This window comes from Paenibacillus sp. Paensp38 (assembly GCF_059491915.1).
In genome coordinates this window covers 3,048,341-3,070,076 of record NZ_CP168516.1, presented here as the reverse complement: position 1 = coordinate 3,070,076, position 21,736 = coordinate 3,048,341, and the positions used below count along the sequence as shown (strand labels likewise).

The 21,736-nt window shown below is 45.0% G+C and carries 21 protein-coding genes and 1 other annotated feature; of the genes, 18 read left to right on the top strand and 3 right to left on the bottom strand.

Going from position 1 to position 21,736, the window contains the following annotated elements:
• Positions 1-92 precede the first annotated feature (92 nt).
• The 3 genes from fabF (at position 93) to ACEN8J_RS13240 (ending at position 3,426) form a co-directional block, all read left to right on the top strand.
• Positions 93-1,331 (top strand): beta-ketoacyl-ACP synthase II, encoded by a 1,239-nt coding sequence (fabF, locus tag ACEN8J_RS13250; RefSeq protein WP_029516739.1) that lies wholly within the window; start codon positions 93-95, stop codon positions 1,329-1,331.
• A gap of 293 nt (positions 1,332-1,624) precedes the next feature.
• A complete protein-coding gene (locus ACEN8J_RS13245) occupies positions 1,625-2,578 on the top strand; it encodes a helix-turn-helix transcriptional regulator (protein WP_029516740.1) in 954 nt (317 codons plus the stop codon).
• 107 nt (positions 2,579-2,685) lie between these two features.
• Complete coding sequence (locus ACEN8J_RS13240) at positions 2,686-3,426, top strand: zinc ribbon domain-containing protein (RefSeq protein ID WP_029516741.1); 741 nt, start codon at positions 2,686-2,688, stop codon at positions 3,424-3,426.
• 86 nt (positions 3,427-3,512) lie between these two features.
• Here the strand turns inward: ACEN8J_RS13240 and ACEN8J_RS13235 are convergent, their stop codons facing one another.
• Positions 3,513-4,748 carry an MFS transporter gene (locus ACEN8J_RS13235; protein ID WP_495593563.1) on the bottom strand — a complete coding sequence of 412 codons (1,236 nt, stop codon included), beginning with the start codon at positions 4,746-4,748 and terminating at the stop codon, positions 3,513-3,515.
• Between the two features lie 195 nt (positions 4,749-4,943).
• Between ACEN8J_RS13235 and ACEN8J_RS13230 the strand changes: the two genes are divergently transcribed.
• The 4 genes from ACEN8J_RS13230 to ACEN8J_RS13215 are packed head-to-tail and all read left to right on the top strand — an operon-like array spanning position 4,944 to position 7,002.
• Positions 4,944-5,531 (top strand): TetR/AcrR family transcriptional regulator, encoded by a 588-nt coding sequence (locus ACEN8J_RS13230; protein WP_495593562.1) that lies wholly within the window; start codon positions 4,944-4,946, stop codon positions 5,529-5,531.
• A 22-nt stretch (positions 5,532-5,553) separates the two neighbouring features.
• Complete coding sequence (locus tag ACEN8J_RS13225) at positions 5,554-5,946, top strand: hypothetical protein (RefSeq protein WP_165147755.1); 393 nt, start codon at positions 5,554-5,556, stop codon at positions 5,944-5,946.
• A 32-nt stretch (positions 5,947-5,978) separates the two neighbouring features.
• Positions 5,979-6,539, top strand: a complete 561-nt coding sequence (locus ACEN8J_RS13220; protein ID WP_495593561.1) for an O-acetyl-ADP-ribose deacetylase — start codon at positions 5,979-5,981, stop codon at positions 6,537-6,539.
• Positions 6,529-7,002, top strand: a complete 474-nt coding sequence (locus tag ACEN8J_RS13215) for an NUDIX hydrolase (RefSeq protein WP_069011350.1) — start codon at positions 6,529-6,531, stop codon at positions 7,000-7,002. The genes ACEN8J_RS13220 and ACEN8J_RS13215 overlap by 11 nt, the downstream gene beginning before the upstream one ends.
• 46 nt (positions 7,003-7,048) lie before the next feature.
• On the opposite strand, the gene ACEN8J_RS13210 is transcribed toward ACEN8J_RS13215, so the two are convergent.
• Positions 7,049-8,233, bottom strand: a complete 1,185-nt coding sequence (locus ACEN8J_RS13210) for an aminotransferase class I/II-fold pyridoxal phosphate-dependent enzyme (RefSeq protein ID WP_029516747.1) — start codon at positions 8,231-8,233, stop codon at positions 7,049-7,051.
• A 43-nt stretch (positions 8,234-8,276) separates the two neighbouring features.
• Positions 8,277-8,515: a binding site (T-box leader), on the bottom strand.
• 189 nt (positions 8,516-8,704) lie between these two features.
• Here ACEN8J_RS13210 and ACEN8J_RS13205 point away from each other — a divergent pair.
• Together ACEN8J_RS13205 and ACEN8J_RS13200 are read left to right on the top strand one after the other, a co-directional pair.
• Positions 8,705-9,313: a DUF1349 domain-containing protein gene (locus tag ACEN8J_RS13205; RefSeq protein ID WP_318626709.1), complete on the top strand. Its 609-nt coding sequence runs from the start codon at positions 8,705-8,707 to the stop codon at positions 9,311-9,313.
• A gap of 95 nt (positions 9,314-9,408) precedes the next feature.
• Positions 9,409-10,119, top strand: a complete 711-nt coding sequence (locus ACEN8J_RS13200) for a DUF1361 domain-containing protein (RefSeq protein ID WP_318626708.1) — start codon at positions 9,409-9,411, stop codon at positions 10,117-10,119.
• A 56-nt stretch (positions 10,120-10,175) separates the two neighbouring features.
• Here the strand turns inward: ACEN8J_RS13200 and ACEN8J_RS13195 are convergent, their stop codons facing one another.
• Positions 10,176-11,105 carry an ArsR/SmtB family transcription factor gene (locus ACEN8J_RS13195; RefSeq protein ID WP_029516749.1) on the bottom strand — a complete coding sequence of 310 codons (930 nt, stop codon included), beginning with the start codon at positions 11,103-11,105 and terminating at the stop codon, positions 10,176-10,178.
• A gap of 509 nt (positions 11,106-11,614) precedes the next feature.
• On the opposite strand from ACEN8J_RS13195, the gene ACEN8J_RS13190 reads away from it, so the two are divergent.
• The 9 genes from ACEN8J_RS13190 (at position 11,615) to ACEN8J_RS13150 (ending at position 21,684) form a co-directional block, all read left to right on the top strand.
• On the top strand, positions 11,615-12,958 hold the full coding sequence (locus ACEN8J_RS13190) for an ABC transporter substrate-binding protein (protein WP_029516750.1): 1,344 nt from the start codon (positions 11,615-11,617) through the stop codon (positions 12,956-12,958).
• A gap of 93 nt (positions 12,959-13,051) precedes the next feature.
• Positions 13,052-13,942 carry a carbohydrate ABC transporter permease gene (locus ACEN8J_RS13185; protein WP_013309768.1) on the top strand — a complete coding sequence of 297 codons (891 nt, stop codon included), beginning with the start codon at positions 13,052-13,054 and terminating at the stop codon, positions 13,940-13,942.
• Positions 13,943-13,969: 27 nt separating this feature from the next.
• A complete protein-coding gene (locus ACEN8J_RS13180; protein WP_029516751.1) occupies positions 13,970-14,812 on the top strand; it encodes a carbohydrate ABC transporter permease in 843 nt (280 codons plus the stop codon).
• A gap of 80 nt (positions 14,813-14,892) precedes the next feature.
• The gene (locus tag ACEN8J_RS13175; RefSeq protein WP_029516752.1) at positions 14,893-16,278 is read left to right on the top strand and encodes an arabinan endo-1,5-alpha-L-arabinosidase; all 1,386 of its coding nucleotides are present in this window, start codon (positions 14,893-14,895) and stop codon (positions 16,276-16,278) included.
• Between the two features lie 40 nt (positions 16,279-16,318).
• Positions 16,319-17,290: a glycoside hydrolase family 43 protein gene (locus ACEN8J_RS13170; RefSeq protein ID WP_029516753.1), complete on the top strand. Its 972-nt coding sequence runs from the start codon at positions 16,319-16,321 to the stop codon at positions 17,288-17,290.
• 235 nt (positions 17,291-17,525) lie between these two features.
• Positions 17,526-17,870, top strand: a complete 345-nt coding sequence (locus ACEN8J_RS13165) for a DUF3024 domain-containing protein (protein ID WP_238794840.1) — start codon at positions 17,526-17,528, stop codon at positions 17,868-17,870.
• Between the two features lie 328 nt (positions 17,871-18,198).
• Entirely contained in the window at positions 18,199-20,307 is a 2,109-nt protein-coding gene (locus tag ACEN8J_RS13160) for a class I SAM-dependent methyltransferase (protein ID WP_318626706.1), read from the top strand.
• Between the two features lie 209 nt (positions 20,308-20,516).
• On the top strand, positions 20,517-21,167 hold the full coding sequence (locus ACEN8J_RS13155; RefSeq protein WP_165147734.1) for a hypothetical protein: 651 nt from the start codon (positions 20,517-20,519) through the stop codon (positions 21,165-21,167).
• 91 nt (positions 21,168-21,258) lie between these two features.
• Positions 21,259-21,684, top strand: a complete 426-nt coding sequence (locus ACEN8J_RS13150; RefSeq protein ID WP_039270073.1) for a VOC family protein — start codon at positions 21,259-21,261, stop codon at positions 21,682-21,684.
• Positions 21,685-21,736 lie beyond the last annotated feature (52 nt).

The following is a 21,736-nucleotide window of genomic DNA, read 5'->3' as shown; positions in this document are numbered from 1 at the left end:
TATACCAGGATAAACAAACACTTGTAATAGGATAAGACGAGGGTAAAATGAGGATTATAAGTAAGTCACCGAGCAGGAGGAATGAATAGCTTATGCAAAGAGTAGTGATAACAGGTATGGGTGTCGTTTCCCCACTGGGTAATGAAGTGGACACGTTGTGGAAGAATTTGCTGGAAGGCAATTCAGGTATACGTAAAATTGATACATTCGATGTGTCCGATTTGAAAGCACAAATTGCTGGACTGGTACAGGATTTTGATGCAGAAAAGCAATGGGGACGTAAAGATGCTAGACGAATGGATCGGTTTACTCAGTTTGCATTATATGCGGCAGAGCAAGCGCTCAAGGATTCCGGTCTGGAACTGGATCACACCGATTTGGAGCGTGTCGGTGTTTATGTGGGATCGGGAGTCGGCGGTTTGGATACGTTGGTGGACAATGTAGATGTACTGCTACAGCGTGGACCGGGCAGAGTTAGCCCGACGCTGGTACCCATGATGATCTCAAATATGGCTGCTGCTCAAATTAGTATCGCGTTTGGAGCGATGGGACCTACGCTTTCCCCCGTGACGGCTTGCTCTATTGGGAATACAGCAATTGGAGAGGCGTTTCGGACGATTCGTACAGGAGATGCGGATGTCATTTTTGCCGGTGGAGCTGAAGCAGCGGTGTCCCGATTGGCCTTGGCAAGTTTCGCTAATGCAACAGCCTTGTCCACACGTAACGAGGAGCCTTCGATAGCAAGCCGGCCGTTTGATCAAGATCGTGACGGTTTTGTCATGAGCGAAGGAGCAGGCATCCTAGTACTGGAGTCGCTGGAGCACGCTACCCGGAGGGGAGCGGAAATCTATGGTGAGGTCATCGGTTATGGAGCGAGTTCGGATGCTTATCACATGGTTGCACCGCATCCCGAAGGAACCGGAGCTTACTTGGCGATGAAAGCGGCCCTTCGTTCGGCTCACATCTCCCCGGAAGAAGTGGACGTGATCAGTGCCCACGCAACGAGTACAGCTGTAGGGGATACCGCTGAAACTTTGGCAATCCACAAACTGTTTGGCGACTATGCCTATCAGATTCCGGTTACTGCGAATAAGTCCATGCTGGGTCATATGCTGGGAGCTGCGGGCGGGGTCGAAGCGATTGCGCTTGTGCAAAGCCTACGGGAGGGCATCATTCCACCAACGATGCACCTGGACAATCCGGACCCGGCTTGCGATCTGGATTATGTACCTCACGAAGCGCGCAAGGCTCTACTAAATATTGGGCTATCTAATTCTTTCGGCTTCGGTGGTCATAATGCGGTCATTGTGCTGAAGCGCTACGAATCATAATTTGTAAGGAGTTATTGAAACCTCAGGCATTCTATTCGGCTGGATAGAGTACCTGAGGTTATTTTAATTGAAGAATAACAGATTCATTTTAGATCCGGATTTTGCAAAATTCGATACTAGTGGCTCTGAAGTGCAAGATATAGACGAACTAAACCATTTCGATCTATATCTTGTTTATTGAAAGTCGCTCAATGGATTTTTGCTAAATCCCAAGATAAGAGATAGAGTAAGATGAAGGAATACGATGAGGAGTTCATGGCTTATTTTTATTAATGGTGAAAGGTTTTGAAAAAATGAAAATTGACCGATTGCTTTCTATCGTCATTTTGCTACTAAAGAAAAATAGAATACAAGCGAAGGAACTGGCTGATTTATATGAGGTTTCGATCCGGACGATCTATAGAGATATTGAAGCGATTAGTATGGCAGGTATTCCGGTGGTGACTTATCAGGGAGCCAATGGGGGGATCGGCTTGATGGAAGGATACCGCCTGGATCGCAGTATGTTGACGGATCATGATGTCAAGGACATTGTAATGGGGCTGCAGAGTTTGTCCTCGTCGTTGGGTGGCCCGAATGTGTCGCGGTTACTTCATAAATTTGAAAGTATTATACCAGAGTCTGGGAAAGAGCAATTTAGTGTCCATACCACACAGTTTATCGTCGATCATTCGGGATGGGGAAATCGGGCTGCGCAGGAAGGCAAATTGATAAAGGTAAAAGAAGCAATGAGCCAAGCGCGCACTGTCGCCTTTACCTATCGAAATGCGGGGGGAGCCATTACAGAACGGAATGTTGAACCGCATACGCTCGTTCTGAAAGGACAACAATGGTTTGTATATGCATATTGTCCCGATAGGGAGCAGTTTCGTCTATTCAAGCTTTCCCGCATGAGTGACCTTGTGGTTACAGAGACCGTTTTTGCTCGCAGGGATCTTTCTTATGAAGTGTTGCCGTGGAATGAGGGGCGGATGGAGGTATCCAGGGCCGTACAACCATTTACGCTACAATTTAACCGTAACTCAAGGCATCTGGCGGAGGACTGGTTTGGCGTAGAAGCATTGACCGAGCAGGAGGAAGGGATCTATACGGTCTCGGTCCCGTTTCCTGAGGATGCATGGGCGTACGGATTTATTTTAAGCCTGGGACCGGATGTGGTTGTCAAAGAACCAGCCCATTTGCGGGATAAGATTCATAAGATGGCGCTGCGTATTGCGTCTAATTACGAAGAAGTTCGGGAATCATAAAGGAATTCTTAGATTAAAGTAAAACAAACCTGACCCATAGTTGTCAGGTTTGTTTCGTTATACTGGTGGCATACCTGATATCAGATAGCGAAAGGGGATTTACGAGGATGGATAAAGCTTGTCAAAGTTGTGGGATGCCGCTGGAGCATGAGGACCAATATGGAACGGATGCACAACATCATAAAACGGATGAGTATTGCAAGTATTGTTACAAGGAAGGCGAATTTGTACAGCCTGAATTGACTATGGAGGGGATGATTCAGCAGTGTGTGCCTATCCTGGTAGAAGAGGGGATGCAGGCAGAAGAAGCGACTTCGATGCTGCGTAATTACCTACCGCATTTGAAAAGGTGGAGGTCTTTAGAGGATACAGAGCTTCAACTTGATGGACCCATTCGGGAGGAATACCGAGGTGAAATCCATTTAATTGGACTAAAAGCACGTACAAATAATCAGAAGGAACAAACATCTCACGGGATCATTCCAAACATGTGGGAACGTTTTTGGAGCGAGGGTGTGCCAGGTCGGATCAGGGGGCATGAAGGATCTGCTTCCGTCTATGGTTGCTATACTGACTATGAAAATGGAGCTTTGGGCGAGTATACATTCTTTATCGGGAAGGAAGCGGCTGTTGATTTCCAAACTCCTGACGATCTTGAAGAACTTGTTATTCCGGCTGCACGCTACGCCATTTTTCAGACAACTCAGGAACCCTCTTCTATCTTCCGTGTATGGCAGACGATCTGGGAGTGGGCTGCCACGGGACAAGGGGAGCGGACATACACAGGTGATTTTGAAGTGTATGGCAGTCCTGATGAACCTGTTTTGATTTATATCGCAATCAAGTGATGATTTTGTCGTGACAGAAGAGAACCACCCGGTCATTGTCGTGGACCCGGCGGTTTTTTCTGATTCAATCCATAGCATTCTCCCCATCAAGTTGAACGTCGGGTCACAGCCCAAAAGATGAGAGCCAGAGCACTGACACCAGCTCCTAATAGACACACCCCGTTCCATCCGGCATAGATGTACATATGAGTGGAAGCAATAGCCCCGGTGGCGCTACCGATGGAATAAAATATCATGTAGCCTGCGGTAAGTCGGCTCCGTGCCTCAGGGCGAACATTGAAAATCAAGCTTTGGTTGGTGACATGTACAGCCTGTACGGCCAAATCCAAAAGTATTACGCCAAGAACTAAAGCGAACAAAGAATGCTCGGTGTAGCGGATAGGTAACCAGGACAGCAGCAATACAACGAGTGCGATACCTGTCGTCCGTTGTCCCAAGCCTTGATCAGCAAGACGCCCTGCTCGTGCTGCTGCTAATGCTCCGGCGACTCCAGCCAGGCCAAAGGCTCCGATGGCTGTATGTGAAAGAGATAGAGGCGGGGCACTGAGAGGTAACACAAGCGAAGTCCACAATATGCTGAATGCCATAAAAATGAGCAATGCAAGGACAGCGCGAATGCGTAGAATTCGTTCTTGCACGAACAACAAGATAACCGATCGGAGCAGCTGCGGATAGGAAAGTGTCGCACTCGTGGGTTCGTTCTTTGGCAACACCCGCAACAGAGCTACAGCCATAAACAGCGTAAGTATAGCAGAAACAAGGTAAACTGAACGCCAGCCTGCCAGATCAGTTAATACACCGGCCACGGTTCGTGCTAGCAGAATGCCGATAACGACTCCACTGGTCACCAGACCTACGACCTTCCCCCGTTCAGTCGGATTAGCCAAGGTAGAGGCGAAAGCCACGAGTGTTTGAGTAACTACAGCCAGCAGTCCAACCATTGCCATTCCCATAAGTAGTATTGTACGAGTAGGAGCAAAGCTAACCACGATTAATGCCAGCACGGACAGTAGCATTTGCCCAGCAATCAGCCGCCGTCGATTCAAAAGATCGCCAAGCGGGACGAGCAGCAATAAACCCAATGCATAACAAATTTGCGTGATGGTAATGACCATGCCTACCGATGAGTGCGTAATGCCAAATTCATTTGCCAGCGCATCCAACAGTGGCTGTGCATAGTAAATGTTAGCGACAGCCAGCCCGCAGGCTATGGCAAATAGGAGTGCCACAGATCGGGACAGGGAGGGAATGGGGGCTGTTTCGGTAGCATTTGCTACCGTTTGATGAGGGAGGAGTACCGCTTTTTCTTCTGACGTCTTCATTTTCACATACCACATCGCTTTCTGTAAGTTACATACCGTTAAGTATAATATACCGATTGGTATGTAATTAATTTAGGTCAATATAACTCGTGCATATATGTTATGTCAAGAGTTTATCCTGTACATATTTGACAGTTCCTTTTCGTAATCATACAATCTTAATATACTGAACGATACGAAAAGAAGGAGCTGCTTATGGTTCGACCACGGGGATTTGATGAAGATCAAGCGTTGGATGCAGCGATGCAAATTTTTTGGGAAAAAGGATTCGAGGCTACCTCTTTAAGCGATTTAACCTTCAAAATGGGAATTCAGCGTCCTAGTATTTACGCTGCTTTTGGAGACAAGAAGCAATTATTCGAAGCCGCGCTGCGCAAATATACGCTATCTCATGCAGCTTGTGTTAGGGCTAAACTGCAAAATAGTTCATCTGTAAAAGAAGCATTTTACAATTTTTTTGGAGGAGTGGTGGCAGAAGAGTACGAGGAGGGACCCAATAAGGGATGCTTTTGCATCAACACGATGGTAGAATTAGCCCCTCATGATGAAAAATTCGAAATTTTAACTAGAGAACATCAAATGTATCTTTCTGCTGTCTTTCAGGAGACCCTCGAACGTGGTATTCAATCTGGGGAGCTTGAGGCGACTATGGATGCACGGGCTTTGGCGCATATGTTGGTCTCTTTGTTAATCGGGATTACCGTGATGATGAAATCACGCCCAGAGCGTTCTTTTGTGGATCATGCGGTTGCGACCGCACTTATGTTGCTGGATGGGAAATAGAGATGAAGGGAGGGTAACGTGGATGCCACAGATAAAGGCCGTTCAAACCCCGATTGGAGTATTGTATGGACGAGATGCGATCTATTTGGACCATGTGCATATGAATTATTCGAAGAAGGAGCTGATTTTAAAGGGAGAGATTAATGGGGGGCTGACAACGGAAGCAGCAGATGATTTTGTGCCCTATGAACTGATATTTACAGAAGTCTACTACTTCAACATGATTGAATTGGACGTCGCTTTGCACATGTCTGAACGGGAATATACGCAGGGCAGCAGCTTTGATGAGCTTATAGATACGCCGTTATTAGCTACAATAGCAAGCGCACGGGGGAAAAATCTAAAGCACTATATGTTGAAAACCTATGACGATATAGTAGAAATTGCCTGTAGAGACTATAAGATGACTATATAAACGAGTTGATTTTTAGAAGAGAGAGAGGATCAATGGATACCCAAATTGAACTATTAAACGTGACAATACGTGTGATGCAAGGGGATATTACCCGTTGTAAGGCGGATATTATTGTCAATGCAGCCAATACAAGCTTGCTGGGTGGCGGTGGCGTAGACGGCGCGATTCATAGGGCTGGCGGTCCGGCTATCTTAGAAGATTGTGTAAGTATCAGAAACAAGAAGGGTGGATGTCCCGTAGGAGAGGCAGTTTATACCACAGCTGGCAAGCTGGATGCCCAATATGTTATTCATACCGTCGGCCCTGTGTGGAATGGTGGCGACCATCGGGAAGAGGAGCTATTGGCGAAATGCTACCATAATGCACTCCAATTAGCTTTAAAACTGAATGCACGAAGCATTGCCTTTCCGAATATCAGCACAGGCATCTACCGTTTCCCCAAAGAAAAGGCGGCGGATATTGCTATACAGGAAGTGACACGTTTTGTACGTGAACATGCCGGTTTGAATGAGATTATTTTTGTTTGTTTTGATGCGGAAAATGCTCAGTTATACAGCCGTAATGCTCAACAGGAGGTGCACGATGCTGGCTAAGCTGGTAAATAAAATTCCACGGGATTGGCTTGTATTCATGTATAAGCACACGCCGTTCACTCGATTGAAAAATGCATTGGTGTATCGGGCGCAGCACAAATTTTTGATTGCTGTGTTGGGCATTTTTACGAATGATGCCGGGGAAGTGCTGCTATTAAAGCACGTATATCGGAAGCAACCATGGGGAATTCCCGGTGGCTGGATGGAGCTAGAGCAGCCGGAAATCGCACTACAGCGCGAAGTCCGAGAAGAAACCGGGCTGGAGGTAGAGATCACCTCATTAGCACAAGCCCAGTTTGGTCAGACGCCGAACCGTGTGGATCTCATTTTCACAGGCCGGGTTATCCCGGGTACTTTCCGACCAAGCGCCGAAATCTCCGACATTTGTTATTGCCGTGTAGGGGAATGGCCGGAAGGCTTGCCAGCACACCAGAAAAAGCTTATTCAGAAGCTGTTACAGTAGGGTTCATCCAGTACTCATGTTCATTTCAAGATAGGAAAAATCGCATTTACAGGCGCTTCAAAAATGCGCTAATGCGCTCCAAAGCCATTTCCAACTGATCTCGCGATGATGCATACGAGCAGCGGATAAAGCCCTCGCCGCCTGAGCCAAATGCGGAACCGGGTACAGTAATGACTCCTTCTTCTTCCAGCAACCGCTTGGCAAACTGCTCTGAGTTTAACCCTGTGTGCATAATGGAGGGAAAAGCATAGAAGGCACCGTTTGGTTCGTGACATGGCAGTCCTGTCTGACATAGGCCTTCAACGAACCATTTTCTACGCAGATTGTAGGACTCCATCATACGATCTTTTTCCTCCAGCCCGTTACGCAGGGATTCAATAGCGGCAATTTGCCCGATAATAGGAGCGCACATGGCGGTATATTGATGAATCTTCAGCATAGCTGAAATCAACTCTCTGGGGCCACACACATAGCCGACCCTCCAGCCTGTCATCGCAAATGCTTTGGAAAAGCCGCTGATGAGCAGGGTGCGCTCTTTCATTCCTGGCAGAGCAGCGAAGCTTACATGCTTCTGTCCATAGGTCAGTTCAGCATAAATTTCGTCTGATATGACGACAAGATTATGCTCCTCAACCAGGCGGGCAATCGGTAGCCAATCCTCATAGGTCATCACCCCACCCGTTGGATTATTCGGGTAACAGAGAATAAGCACTTTGGATCGTGGAGTCAGCTTGGCTTGAAGTGCCTCAGCTGTCAGCTTGAACTGCTGATTCGCAGAGGTTTCAACCGTTACGGTATGTCCTCCGTTCAGAAACGTGATGGGCGAATACGAAATATAACATGGAGCCGGAATGAGTATTTCATCGTGTGTTGAGATGAGGGCGCGTAGTGCCAAATCTAGGGCTTCACTGCTGCCAATGGTAACCATGATTTCATCTGTCGGGTTGTAGGATGTGTTGAAGTTGCTCTCCAGATACCCGGCAATCTCCTCACGAAGCTCAGGAAGACCGGCATTTGGTGTGTATGATGTTTTGCCATTTTCCAGTGCTGTGATACAGGCCTTTCTGACATGTTGAGGGGTTACAAAGTCGGGTTCACCGACACCAAGCGATACAATATCTTTTCTGCCTGTACTATATTCGAAAAACTTACGGATGCCTGAAGGCGGCATTTCCCGTACAGCTGGAGTCAAAAAATCGGTTATAGATACTACTGTCGATACATTTGTCATGATGATTTCCTCCTTTTTGAAAAACAAAAAAACCCGCCCCTGTAAAAGGGACGAGTTTATACCCGTGTTACCACCCTAGTTTCATTCCATAGGAAATGACACTCTGTTCACGTATCCATCAATACGTGTTCCGGTTAACGCTGGAAAGGCGGCAGAGCTTACTTCAGGTTCAGCCCGCTTCTCAGAGATGGCGTTCGGCTACCCTCGGAATGTTGGCTTTCACCTGCCCCAACTCTCTGCAAATCCGCTGTATAGCTTACTCGTTCTCGTCATTGAAATTTGTTACTGTATCAAGTTAGGTGTAATTATAAGCACAACATTTCAGGATGGCAAGTCTTTTTTTCATAAACTTTAAAGACATATCATCATTATTGACGACTGGAAAATAACGTATATAGTGGTATCAAGGGGATTGTGCCCCAGATTTCAATGTATTATATGACTATATTGCCAGAGAGGAATGGTATCCATATGAACGTATTTGAACGCTTTAGCGGTGAAGTTTTGCCGGCGGATTGGAGCTGGAACAATGAGCCGACAGAATGGAGATTTGATGATACCAAGTCTTTGCAAATTTTTGCACCTTCACAGGCAGATTTCTTTAGGGATCCGTCCGGCGCAGCGACTAAATCGTCCGCACCCTTTTTGCATACAACGCTTCAAGGTGATTTTACAATATGGACGAGGGTTCGTGTTGATATGAAGCAGCCTTATGATTCAGGATGTTTGATGATAATGGCGGATGATACCCGCTGGGCTAAGCTGTGTTTTGAATATTTCGAAAACACTCCATCTATTCTTAGTGTGGTCACTCGGGATACATCTGATGATTGTATCTCTGGGGCGATGGACGTGTCCAATCCGTATTTACGAGTGGCACGAGCTGGAAATTGCTTTGCATTTCATTATTCATCAGATGGTCAGCATTGGAAGCTGGCGAGATATTTTGGGATGAATGTTCCTAACCAGCTAAAAGTCGGAGTTGTTGCTCAATCTCCCGTGGGGGAGGGCTGTGCTGTTACCTTTGATGCCTTGACGATAACAAACCATGTATCTGAGGACATACGAAACGTGGAGTAAACAGACAAAGACCCTCTTTCTTAATATGAAAGCGTTATAAAATTAGGATTAGAAAAGACGCATATACGTAACTCAGGCAGGAGGTAGATGGAAACTTGCTGTTAAGAAGGAAGGGTTACAAGCTGCCCGGCTTGTTGGGAGTGCTGCTTGTAGCTACGTTGGGCTGTTTCGGGCTCATTATGTATTTACAGTCCACAAGCGGAACGAGGATGTATCAATTTCTGTACTGGGATATATTCCTGGCCTGGGTTCCGGTCTTTATCACTCTCGGCATGATGGCTTTATCCAGACTGCGAAGTACAAAAGTGAGGAGTATTCTTTTATTTTTCTCCTCAATGGTATGGTTGTTTTTTCTGCCGAATGCTCTTTATTTGGTGACTGAGTTACTTCATGCGTTTCGTTTTTACGATGTGAATCCTGATACACGTTTTTGGTTGAACACCCAATTTTGGTTAATCTTATTTACGTCTTTTTCAGCAGCAGGGCTTGGCCTTTTTCTTACATCCCTTTGTGTGTTGGTGATCCATCATATGCTGAGGAGGATTTGTTCAAAGGGGCTCGCATGGGCTGTAGTTTTGGTGTTGTTGTGGCTGGACAGCATAGGCGTATATATAGGCAGATTTGCTCGCTGGAATAGCTGGGATGTGTTGTTGCAGCCACTGGTGCTCCTTACGGATATTTGGAGATGGGGAGTATATGCTGGACCTAGGCTTCATTTGCTGTCCTTTTGCTGGCTGGTGTTTGGGATAGCAGTCATTTTTTATTTATTGATCTATATCTCTTTAAGTGAGGATCAGGATGTTTAGGCCGAGGACATGTATTCCATGAATACAGGCTTCGGCCTATTTTTACATGTGGCGAGTCAGGAGTTGGCGTTGTCCTCCCCATGCACATCGTAAAGCACGCGCACAAGCAGATCCTGACTGAAATTCCCGAATCTTTTGCCAAAAATAGTGAGTCCTCCTTTGTTTTCTGATTCATCGGTTACAGATAGACGGAGTGTAATGTCGCTTTTATAGTTAAGGTTAATATCATCTATTGTGACCTCGGAAATGCGGCACCCGTCAATGAAGCTGCCTTGTTGATTGATGCGAATTAATTTGAGCATACCATATTGATTCAGATGCGGTGGCCACCAATCTGGATTGAGAACCCCCGGCACTTCTCCAAAATCTCCGGCGCTGGTCCAGTGCCCAATAGGGATACCGTTAATGTGAAAACAAATGTCGGAGGGATATTCCTCACAATAGCAGGGTGCTTCTGAGCCCAGTTCTGCGGAGAATTGAATTTCTTTAAAGGATTGATTCGCTTTCAGATAGTTGGGGATACGGTATTCCAAAAAGCCCTCAGCCATCCAGATCATTTCCGACTCCAGCCGCCCGGGATCTGCAAAATAGCGTGGATCATCAAAATCGCCGATAATGCTGTCTCGGGTCACCAATCCACAAGTGGGGGACGCTTGATAGTTACTATAATGACCTACGCGAATCTCAACCTCATACACATTTTTTTGTTCTCTACTGCGCAAATCTACCATCAGTTTATCCTTGTTCAAATAGCACATTTTTCGGGTGCCGTGCTTGCCGCTCACGGTATTGATCTCCACAAGGCCGCATTCTTCCAATTTTCGAATATGCATTGTAATGGTACCGTTGCTCAAATTAAGTTTGTTAGCAATGTCATTCATACTTTGTCCCTGGTAGGCAAGTAACTCGAGAATTTGAATGCGGATTTCTGAACCCAGTGCTTTAAAAATATCTAATCCTGACATTAAGTCCTTAATATAAATCATAGCTATAGACCATCCTTATCTATAAAAATTGTGATGTAAGCGCTTATATATTTACTTTGATTTATGTTAAAATAAAATCAAAAAGAAGTAAACTGCTTTTTTGTAAATTTTTTTTTACTAAATAAAGAGGGGAGCAAATTAAACTCCGAATTAAGAATTACTTCAAAAATAAATCGTATTTAAGCTTTATCACTGATTATTTCGATAAAAGTTAACTTAAATACGATTTAATTTTGCTTTCCATGTTACTCTAATCTATGTTTTATAATTATTTAAAAAGATTGAAAAATACATTGACGAACCGAGGAAAGGCATGCTATATTTTGTTTGTAAACGAATTCATTATTGATAAAGTAAAATGTTAATTATATGGTACATGAGAGGGATGATAATCACAGCGGCAATCAACAACGGGTTGTGTACCGCACAGTTAAAGATTAGGCCGAGTGGTATGAAGTTATTTTAACACTAAATGTATGCGGTTTCATTTAAATTTAGGAGGGGTCGCGTTGATAAAGAAAAAAGGTTTTGCAATAACAATGGTTGTTCTGTTGTTAATGGTGGCTGCACTGGCTGGTTGTAGTGGGGGAAGTTCCAGTAGTGATGGAAGTAAGGAACTGACATTCATGTTCCGTGGTGGCACAGATGAACAAAAGGCTTATAAGGAAGTAATCAAGAAATTTGAAGAGGAACATCCTGGCGTAAAGGTTAAAATGGTCGTGACGGCAGCGGATCAATATGCTACAAAGCTAAGAGCTGCGATCACAGGAAATAATCTTCCAGATATCTTTTACTTTGCCCCTGGAGATGTGAAAGCTTATGTAAACAGTGGGGTATTGAAGAATCTCACTCCTTACATTGAGAAGAACAAGGATATTAAACTGGATAACATCTGGAAATACGGTATAGATTTGTATCGCTATGACGGTAAAATGGCCGGTCAAGGAGATATTTACGGTATGCCGAAGGACTTAGGTCCATTCGCACTTGGCTACAACAAAACGATGTTCGAAAAAGCGGGCGTTCCATTGCCTGACAAAGACAAACCGTATACATGGGATGAATTTATCAAGGTTAGCCAAGAGTTGACCAAAGATACCAATGGTGACGGCAAGCCAGATCAATACGGTACAGGTTTTAACGTTCAGTGGGCATTGCAAGCCTTTGTATGGAGTAATGGGGCTGATTGGCTGGATGAGAGCAAAACGAAAGTAACGATTGATGATCCGAAATTTGCGGAAGCTCTTCAGTACTTTGCTGACATGCAAAACAAATATAAAATCACACCTGGTATTGAACAATCACAAACATTGGACACATACCAACGTTGGATGAAGGGCGAAATGGCATTCTTCCCGGTTGGTCCTTGGGATATGAGTACATTTGAAAAACTGCCATTCGAATATGATTTACTGCCGTTCCCAGCCGGATCGACTGGCAAATCAGCAACATGGATCGGTTCTCTGGGTATCGGCGTTTCCTCTAAAACAAAATACCCGGATGAAGCTGTTGAACTGGTTAACTATCTGACGACTTCTAAAGAAGGAATGAAGCAGCTCGTAGATGCCAAGGTACAAATTCCGAATCTGCTGGACATGGCTGATGAATGGTCCAAAGATACGAAAACCAAGCCTAACAATAAACAAGAATTTATTGATATCGTAAATGACTATGGACGCTCATTACCAGGCAACTATACGTATAATGCAGAATGGTACGATATTTTCTTCACAGATATTCAACCTGTGCTGGATGGTAAAATTACGGCGGCAGATTATGTGAAACAAGAACAACCGAAGATGCAGAAACTGCTGGATAAAGCGGTGGAGCAAGAGAAAAAATCACAGAAATAATGCGTAAATAGAGGAAAAAAGGATGATGTTAGTGGCTGAATATCATGCTGCTAACATCATCTTCATTCCAAATTAGAAACAGAGGTGAGCCCTGTGATAACCAAATCTAATCTCTACCGCAAAGAGAAGGTATATGGATACTTATTTATTCTTCCACCTATTCTCGGTCTGCTAATCTTTACGTTATTCCCGTTTGTCTATTCATTATACGGCTCTTTTACAGACTGGGACGGATTGGGACAAATGAACTTTATTGGTCTCGACAATTTTAAAGATTTATTTAGCGATGAGCTCTTTTATAAATCGATGTACAATACTCTTTTCTTAATGCTAGGTATTCCAATCGGTCTTGTACTAGCTTTACTGCTGGCACTAGGTTTGAATCGCAAGATTCCAGGTACGACAACATTTCGTGTGATTTACTATATCCCGGTTATTTCTTCGTTGGCTGCCGTTTCTATTATGTGGAACTGGGCATACAACGGGGACTATGGTTTGGTGAACCAATTCCTCGAAATATTCGGTATTAAGGGTCCTAACTGGCTAATGGATAAGGATACGGTCAAACCGGCCTTGATCCTCATGACCGTCTGGAAGGGTCTCGGATATACGATGCTGCTATATTTGGCAGCCCTGCAAAGCGTATCTCGCTCTTATTATGAAGCAGCAGAGCTAGATGGAGCTAGCGGATTCCAAATGTTCCGCAATATTACATGGCCAATGGTGAAACCAGTAACTTTTTTCCTGGTCGTAACTAATATCATTGGTGGTTCGCAAATCTTTACTGAAATGAACATTATGACACCTACAGGGGGTCCGGAATACTCATCCGCCTCAATCGTCTTTTATATTTGGGATAAGGCATTTAAAAACCTGCAAATGGGATATGCCTCCGCGATGGCTATGATTCTCGGCATCTTCATTTTTATCGTAACTTTGATTCAATTCAAAATGAATGAAAAATCGTCCTTTGATGGGGATTGATTTTCGCGGAAAGGAGTGAGTCTGATTATGTCCCATAGTCAAAAAACGAAAGTTACCAATATCATTATCTTTATTGCACTAGCGATTGGAGCGATTGTGATGATCGCGCCGCTGCTTTGGATGCTGTCCACTTCAGTGAAAGAAAAGCAGGATGTCTTTGCTCTTCCACCAGTATGGATACCAGAGGTGTTCCAGTTTGGCAAGTATAAGGAAATTTGGGAAGCAGGGCCTTTGTTAAGCGGAATCAAGAACAGCGTGATTGTAGCTGTAAGTGTTACCGTTGTAGGTACCTTTACATCCAGTGTGGCGGCTTTTGCATTTGCTAAGCTGAGATTTCCCCATAAAAACAAACTGTTTTTGGCACTCATCGCATCTATGATGATTCCATACCCAACGGTTATGATTCCACAGTTTATGATGTTTTCCAAACTTGGCTGGGTTGATACACTTTTGCCTCTGATCGTTCCGGGTTTGTTCGGAAATGTAGTTATGATCTTTTTCCTGCGGCAGTACTTGCTTAGTGTACCGGATGCCATTATCGAAGCTGCGAAAATTGACGGAAGTTCTTATTTCCGACTCTATTCGTCGATTACGTTCCCGCTCATTAAGCCAGCAGTTGCGGCACAGCTTATTTTATGGTTCATGGGGATTTGGAACGATTATTTGGCACCGATTATTTACTTGAACTCACCAGAAACGCAGACATTGCAACTGGTTATCGCGAATTTTAATGCGACTTACGCCATTCAGACGGACTATCCGCTTATAATGGCAGCATCAATAATAGCCTTGTTACCTGTACTGATTATATTCTTGATCTTCCAGAAACAAATTATTGAATCGGTTGCTATTTCGGGTGTCAAAGGTTAATTGACACTTGGAGGGTACGCATGAATGATGTAAGGCAGTTACAATATGTAATGGGTAAAGGAAGGAGGAGAATAACAGTTATGGTTATGCTGCTCATGCTGGGTCTATCTGGCTGTGGGGATAACACTCCGGACCCTGTGTATCCGCAGGCTCCGCCTCCCGATCACTTGTATGATCAAAGTACGATTAACGATGAACAGCGCTGGACCATTAACAATGCACATGACCCGGCGATTATCAAAACAGATCAAGGCTATTATGTCTACTCAACGGATGTAAAGACAGGTGGAGAATTGAGACCCGGTGTCATGGTACGCAAATCGACTGATCTGATTCATTGGAATTGGGTGCAGTATGCACTCCCCGGCATTCCAAAGGAAGCAGAATCGTGGTCATCGGCAACCAATCTGTGGGCACCGGACGTCATCAAGATGGGTGATACCTATCGGATGTATTACTCTGCTTCTACCTTTGGCAGCACACGGTCTGCGATCGGATTGCAGACATCCAGCTCCCCGGAAGGCCCTTGGAAGGATGAGGGGCTGGTCGTTAAAACGAAAGAGCATGACAAGCTGAATGCGATTGATGCCAATCCGGTGCTGGATGCAGAGGGTAATCCATGGATGGTATACGGCTCTTTTTTCGGCGGTATTTATATTACACCGCTTGATCCCCAGACTGGAAAGCTCAAAGAATCTGGCTATGGTAAAAATATCGCTGCCAGAGATCGGGCAACTGAGGACGGTGCTGTAGAAGGACCATACATTGTGTACAATCCAATGTTCCGTAAATACTACTTGTTCGTCTCGTATGATTCTTTGTTTGAGGACTACAATGTTCGCGTTGCCCGTTCAGATTCTATCACAGGCCCTTATGTGGACATGAATGGACATGATATGGCAGATACCAACTATTTGCCTCAATACGAGATTGGAAACAAGGTATTGGGCGGTTATCGGTTCAGCGAAGGAGAAGGCTGGGTTGCGCCAGGTCACAATTCTGTCCTGAAGGACGGTGCGGATTATTATATTGTACATCATGCGCGAGGAGAAACGGACAAGAGCTGGCCGTACCTGCATGTACGCAGAATATTGTGGACGACAGAGGGCTGGCCGGTCGTCTCTCCAGAGCGCTATGCCGGCGAAAAGGAGCAGGATATACCCAAAAGGCTATTATCCGGCAACTGGGAGCGCATCGTGATAAAGCAGGAAGTAGACGGCCAGGTGGAAGCTGAACAGCTCCGTCTAGAAGATGGAGGGCGGGCAACTAGCGGTTCTCTTGAAGGTCACTGGAGCTTTGATGGCAGGCGTACTCTAACAATGGATTGGAGCAATACATCCGAAGGAACTAAGGAAGAATTGTTATTGCTTCCTTCATGGGACTGGGAGCTTGGTCGCCATACTTTAATTTTCACGGGTATGAATGAAAAGGGAATTTCCATTTGGGGAAAGCGTATCAGCGATTAATTGTATGAACTACATACTACACATAGAGGAGAGAATAACCATGAATCAAACTGTACCCTTTAATAATCCGGTCATTGAGCAACGGGCAGACCCTTGGATTTACAAGCATAGTGACGGATACTATTATTTCACCGGATCTGTACCAGAGTATGACCGCATTGAGGTTCGACGAGCAAGTACTATTCAAGGCTTGAGTACAGCAGAGCCTGTCGCAGTGTGGCACAAATATGAAACGGGCCCGTTAAGTGCGAACATTTGGGCACCGGAAATTCACTATATAAACGACAAATGGTACATTTATTTTGCAGCAGCTCGTACAACAGAAACGAAGGAAGGCCTGTTCGACCACCGGATGTTCGTGCTTGAAAATGATTCAGCTAATCCTCTGGAAGGGGAATGGGTGGAAAAAGGACAGATCAAAACCCGTTGGGAGACGTTCGCTCTCGATGCGACAACCTTCCAGCATAATGGAGTTTTGTATTATGTGTGGGCTCAGAAGGACCCTGACATCGTCGGTAATTCCAATCTGTATATTTCCGAAATGAGCAATCCATGGACGTTGCGGGGTGAGCAGGTGATGATCTCCACTCCTGAATATGATTGGGAAATCATCGGTTTTAAGGTGAATGAAGGAGCAGCGGTTCTGAAACGGAACGGGCGGATCTTTATCAGTTATTCAGCTAGCGCCACAGACCACAATTATTGCATGGGTCTGTTGACGGCAGATGAGAATGCGGATTTACTTGATCCGAAATCATGGACGAAATCACCTCAGCCGGTATTCTGCACCCATGAGGAAACAGGACAATTCGGGCCAGGTCATAACAGTTTTACGGTTGCTGCTGATGGTAGCGATGTAATCGTATATCACGCCCGGAATTACAAGGAAATTACAGGCGACCCGCTGTATGATCCGAATCGTCATACACGTGTGCAGCCGTTCTACTGGAAAGAAGATGGAACACCTGATTTTGGTATTCCAGTACCAGATGGCGTTTCTGTTGATAAATAAGCGAAATCTATTATAGATGGTTGACGTGTTGCACAGTGGCACTTTAACTTTCTAGAAATCATAGGGGATTATGATTCGGCTGCGTATAACAAGAGTAATGAGATATCTTCTGAGCCTTCAGGCTGGAGGATATCTTTTTGATTTTGGGACGGCATGAAGGACTCTTTTCAAAAACTTCGATTTCTGCTATATTTAAATCGTAATATTTACGAATTGATCAAGGGGTGGAAATCTCGTGAACGAACGGATCGATCCGTTTACCGTTAAAAAGGTTGAATACCTGCTGAATGGCTATATTGCGCTAAAGGTGCCAGGCTACGTACGTTCTGACGTGCGGCTCATTTATCAAATAGAGGATAACTGTTTGATCTTGATGGAGGAAAGGCCTTCTAATGAAACTGAGTTGTGGGATCGCACGGACATTGTCCAATTTCGCTGGGAAGAAAATCATTGGCATGTATATGCCCGGCAAGAAGCTGAAAGCTGGCAGTGTGTAAAAGAGATTGCACCTAATCCGTGCTTTGAAGAACAGCTCGAACAGGTAGAAATAGATCATGCAGGTATTTTTTGGACAGGTTAACGAAGTCCAGAATGATAAGTTCGGAAGATGGAGGTAGTGGGAGTCGTGTCGTTAAACTGTATATGGAAATAAACAGGCTGACCGTAATTCCTTATATGGAAGTTACGGTCATTTGTTTTGTCTGATGTGGCACTGTCTAGTGCACTTGAGGGTTATGTATGCGTTTGGAAAGTATGTCAAGCGGTTGATTGATACAAATGTTTAATATTTTCCACGAGGTGGAAGTTACAAATGTATGGTAAAGTGTAGTATATACAAGGTTTTAATCCAAATGTCTTATTCAAAGTCTCCTGTGCATACCGAATCCGAATCACACGAGGTGAGAAAAATGTTGCAATCGTTAAAAGCCATTGCTAATTACAGGAAAGAAAATGATCTGGCCTGGGATACACCGACTTGGTTAAAGCTGCTTGTTTCGGCTGAGGAGCGTATTGTAAATTTGGAACGCATTCGATCTATAGGTGAGTTAAAGGATGCCAATCCTGTACTGGATTACGTGGAGCGTACGTTGCTTATTTTGGACGGACTTCCATTGTCATTCTGGGTTAAAGAGCTACTGGAGGATGTATTGGTATGGTCTGAGACAGCCAAAGGAGGCACAGTCCGCGAACGGCTACGCTGGCAGCATGAGGGTATTAATTTATTTGTACATAATATCGGATCCTCCCAACTGTATGTCAGACAGGCCCAAGCGGAGTCCCCTGCTTACCCGCGCAATAGCATGACCCGAATTCTGATTGAGACGCATGGATTGATCGGGCAATATATACGGGGGGAAATTCCTTTTGCTGAAAATCGACTGCTGCTTGAAATTACTCGTAAGGGCTGGCTAAGCCCTGAGGAACTGGAGCTTGTTTTACGGGCCCTGAACGAGTGTATTATCGCCGGGGTGGAACCTGCATTATGGGACCAAGTACGCAGTGAAGTGGAGCAGCTGATCGGCTGGATTGCATGGGATAACGCACCTGTAGTCTGGAGTGTAAAGGAGCGACTGGAAAGATTACGGTCGGTTTCCATTCATGAAGGGGAGCCGTTCGAGCAGGCTTACACAGAACTAGAGCGGGAGTTGAATGTAGAGAAGGCGCTGGCTCCGTTGGAGAATCGGACACTTTGGTATGTAGAATCAGCTTTGCAGGATTTTTCACTTCAAGAACTGGTAAAGGTATTTTTACTCACATTAAGGGATGGCACAGGGCAGGAACAGCCTGCGACCGTTCGCCATATCAGTTTCGAATCGCTCATGAATACGATGTACTATGACTATCGTGGTGTCAAGAAAATTAACGTATATAAAAAACGAATGATAGAAAAATATTTAAGTGCACTGTCTTGGCAGGACATTTCAAAAGGAAAACGGAAGCATAATCCTCATTTGAGTGTGATCGTGGAGCATAAAGAAGAGCTGCCGAGTACTGTATTTTTTAATTTTGTATTTTCATCTGCGGCTGAGAAACTGATTGACTTTTGTATTGAGGCAGAAAAAACGCCTCTGTATGACAAAGCAGTCCTGCTGCTGTTCGATCTGTTCGGATTACGGCGCGATGCGTATGATCGCTTTCACAATGAGGAAACGTACCTTACAGATATGAACCAGACCGTAGATTACAAAAGGGTCATTTTAGATTATGTGACTGGAACCCGCATACTGGATATTGGACCCGGCGGGGGCGTACTGCTGGATCTGATCGAACAGGAAAGACCAGATGCGAAGCCATTAGGTCTTGATATTTCTGTAAATGTCATTGAGGCACTTAAACGTAAAAAGCAATTGGAGCGCCATCGTTGGGATGTCATCAAAGGGGATGCGCTTCAGTTAGAGGAATATGTGGAAACGGGGAGTATGGACACGGTCATCTTCTCTTCGATTCTTCACGAGCTCTATTCCTACATTGAACGAGATGGGATTCGGTTCAATCCACAAACAGTGGAGGCAGCTCTGCAGAGCGCCTATCGTGTGCTTGCACCCGGCGGGCGTATCATCATTCGTGACGGGATTATGACCGAACCAGTAGAGCAGCGCAGACGAATTCGATTCTTGGAGCCGGATGGAATGGAATGGCTGATACGGTATGCGCAAGATTTTGCAGGTCGCCACATTGAAATAGAGCGTGTGGGGGAGCATGAGGCTGTTTTACCAGTGAACGATGCGATGGAATTTCTCTATACCTATACATGGGGAGCGGAAGCCTATGTGCATGAAGTGCAGGAGCAGTTTGGTTATTTTACCCCGTCACAGTATGAAGAGTGTATTCGTAGCACACTTGGATCACAAGCGATTATCCGCGTGAGCCGCCACTATTTACAGGAGGGCTATGCCGAGGCGCTGTCTAGACGTGTTGAGTTCATGGATGAGCAGGGCCGGCAGGTTTCTTTGCCAGACAGCACCTGTCTGATCGTGATTGAGAAGCCGAATAATAGGGTTGGAGTTGCTGAATGATTTTTAAATTGAACAAGAGAATGCCTTCTGATTTGTGCCAAGCACGATTAGAAGGCATTTTTTAGAAAGCTATGCATTCAAATATGACCGTGCAGCGTATACCGAAGCCAAAGGACCATTCATTCGGCAGGTGGTTGAGCGAGCGAAGCTTGAAAGATATAGGTAGGGACAGATGAATTCTTAGTACGCATGAACAAAGTGGGGGAATGATGAAGAATATGATGCTTGATGCACAGCTAACGCCGAATGGTTTAAAAGACAGAATGCTACTACTGTCAGCGCTGGACATTATATTGTCTCCAGAAGATTGGTTACGCACGTATCGTATGCAGTCTGAATGGTCTGGTGATGTGTGCCTGGGTGAGGTAAACAATGGCGCTGGAGATACGATTCATATGCTATGGACGGGTGAAGGTGTGCTGCTGAAGGGGTTTGACCATGAATCCCCTGTAAGTTCTCATGCGAGAGACGAATATGAAGTCTGGCCGGGCATATATGACGGTGTGCCTGATGATATGATGGAGCTTTTGGAAGATGAAGCACTGGAGAAAGAGGACGTTACCTTTTGTATGTGGAGGGAAGCGGGAGATAAAGAGTGGCGTATGGGCAACGCGAACTTTCCTGAGGGATATGACGATGGCTCATCCTTTTTGTTGGGGAAAATTATAGTTACACCGGAGGAATATCAGGATTGGGCTGAGAGTTACTATGAGTTGCCGATTTCTCTAGGGGTGGTAAGCCAGATTTTCAACGGCGTTCCGATCACTGCACAGATGATCTCTGCGCTTCATCCACAGCGTAACGTTACGGAAGCGATAAAGGAGCTAAAGCAGCTTGGCGTTCAAGTGCATGAAAGCTAAGAATACAGATTTGTTTTTCTTGACAAGTTTTGTATATAATACAGGAGAAATGCTGGGTTAACCACCTCGAATTAAAGGAGCTGTGTTGAAGATGTCCAAACGTTTGATTCCTTACATCACGATGGATGGAAATGCAAAAGAAGCAATCGAATTTTATAAAGAGGCATTGGATGCTCAACTGCTTTTTATTCAAACCTTTGGGGAAATGCCGGAAAACCCCGATTTTCCCATTCCCGCAGAGGTCAAGGAACGTGTGGGACATGCTACCCTTAAAGTGGGTGAGACAGAGCTCATGTTTTCTGATACCTTTCCCGGGTCACCGTTTAGCCGCGGGAATCAGGTGAGCATCTGTATTACAACCGATAGTGTGGAGCAAGCTCAAAAAATGTTTAATGCTCTACAGCAGGGAGGACAGGTGGGAATGCCTTTGCAGGAAACCCATTTTAGTCCAGCTTATGGGAATGTAACAGACAAGTTTGGTGTCACTTTTCAAATGTTCACTGAGGCTCGGTCTTAAGAAATGTAAAACGGCTCGATTCCGCTACTTTAGCGATCTGGCCGTTTTTTTT

Coding starts and splice junctions, on each gene's coding strand:
- ACEN8J_RS13225 (WP_165147755.1), top strand. CDS start 5,554: ATGCCACAGATAAAGGCCGTTCAAACCCCGATTGGAGTATTGTATGGA.
- ACEN8J_RS13155 (WP_165147734.1), top strand. CDS start 20,517: ATGAAGAATATGATGCTTGATGCACAGCTAACGCCGAATGGTTTAAAA.
- ACEN8J_RS13205 (WP_318626709.1), top strand. CDS start 8,705: ATGAACGTATTTGAACGCTTTAGCGGTGAAGTTTTGCCGGCGGATTGG.
- ACEN8J_RS13230 (WP_495593562.1), top strand. CDS start 4,944: ATGGTTCGACCACGGGGATTTGATGAAGATCAAGCGTTGGATGCAGCG.
- ACEN8J_RS13170 (WP_029516753.1), top strand. CDS start 16,319: ATGAATCAAACTGTACCCTTTAATAATCCGGTCATTGAGCAACGGGCA.
- ACEN8J_RS13150 (WP_039270073.1), top strand. CDS start 21,259: ATGTCCAAACGTTTGATTCCTTACATCACGATGGATGGAAATGCAAAA.
- ACEN8J_RS13195 (WP_029516749.1), bottom strand. CDS start 11,105: ATGATTTATATTAAGGACTTAATGTCAGGATTAGATATTTTTAAAGCA.
- ACEN8J_RS13180 (WP_029516751.1), top strand. CDS start 13,970: ATGTCCCATAGTCAAAAAACGAAAGTTACCAATATCATTATCTTTATT.
- ACEN8J_RS13210 (WP_029516747.1), bottom strand. CDS start 8,233: ATGACAAATGTATCGACAGTAGTATCTATAACCGATTTTTTGACTCCA.
- ACEN8J_RS13160 (WP_318626706.1), top strand. CDS start 18,199: ATGTTGCAATCGTTAAAAGCCATTGCTAATTACAGGAAAGAAAATGAT.
- ACEN8J_RS13175 (WP_029516752.1), top strand. CDS start 14,893: ATGGTTATGCTGCTCATGCTGGGTCTATCTGGCTGTGGGGATAACACT.
- ACEN8J_RS13220 (WP_495593561.1), top strand. CDS start 5,979: ATGGATACCCAAATTGAACTATTAAACGTGACAATACGTGTGATGCAA.
- ACEN8J_RS13215 (WP_069011350.1), top strand. CDS start 6,529: ATGCTGGCTAAGCTGGTAAATAAAATTCCACGGGATTGGCTTGTATTC.
- ACEN8J_RS13245 (WP_029516740.1), top strand. CDS start 1,625: ATGAAAATTGACCGATTGCTTTCTATCGTCATTTTGCTACTAAAGAAA.
- ACEN8J_RS13235 (WP_495593563.1), bottom strand. CDS start 4,748: ATGAAGACGTCAGAAGAAAAAGCGGTACTCCTCCCTCATCAAACGGTA.
- ACEN8J_RS13240 (WP_029516741.1), top strand. CDS start 2,686: ATGGATAAAGCTTGTCAAAGTTGTGGGATGCCGCTGGAGCATGAGGAC.
- fabF (WP_029516739.1), top strand. CDS start 93: ATGCAAAGAGTAGTGATAACAGGTATGGGTGTCGTTTCCCCACTGGGT.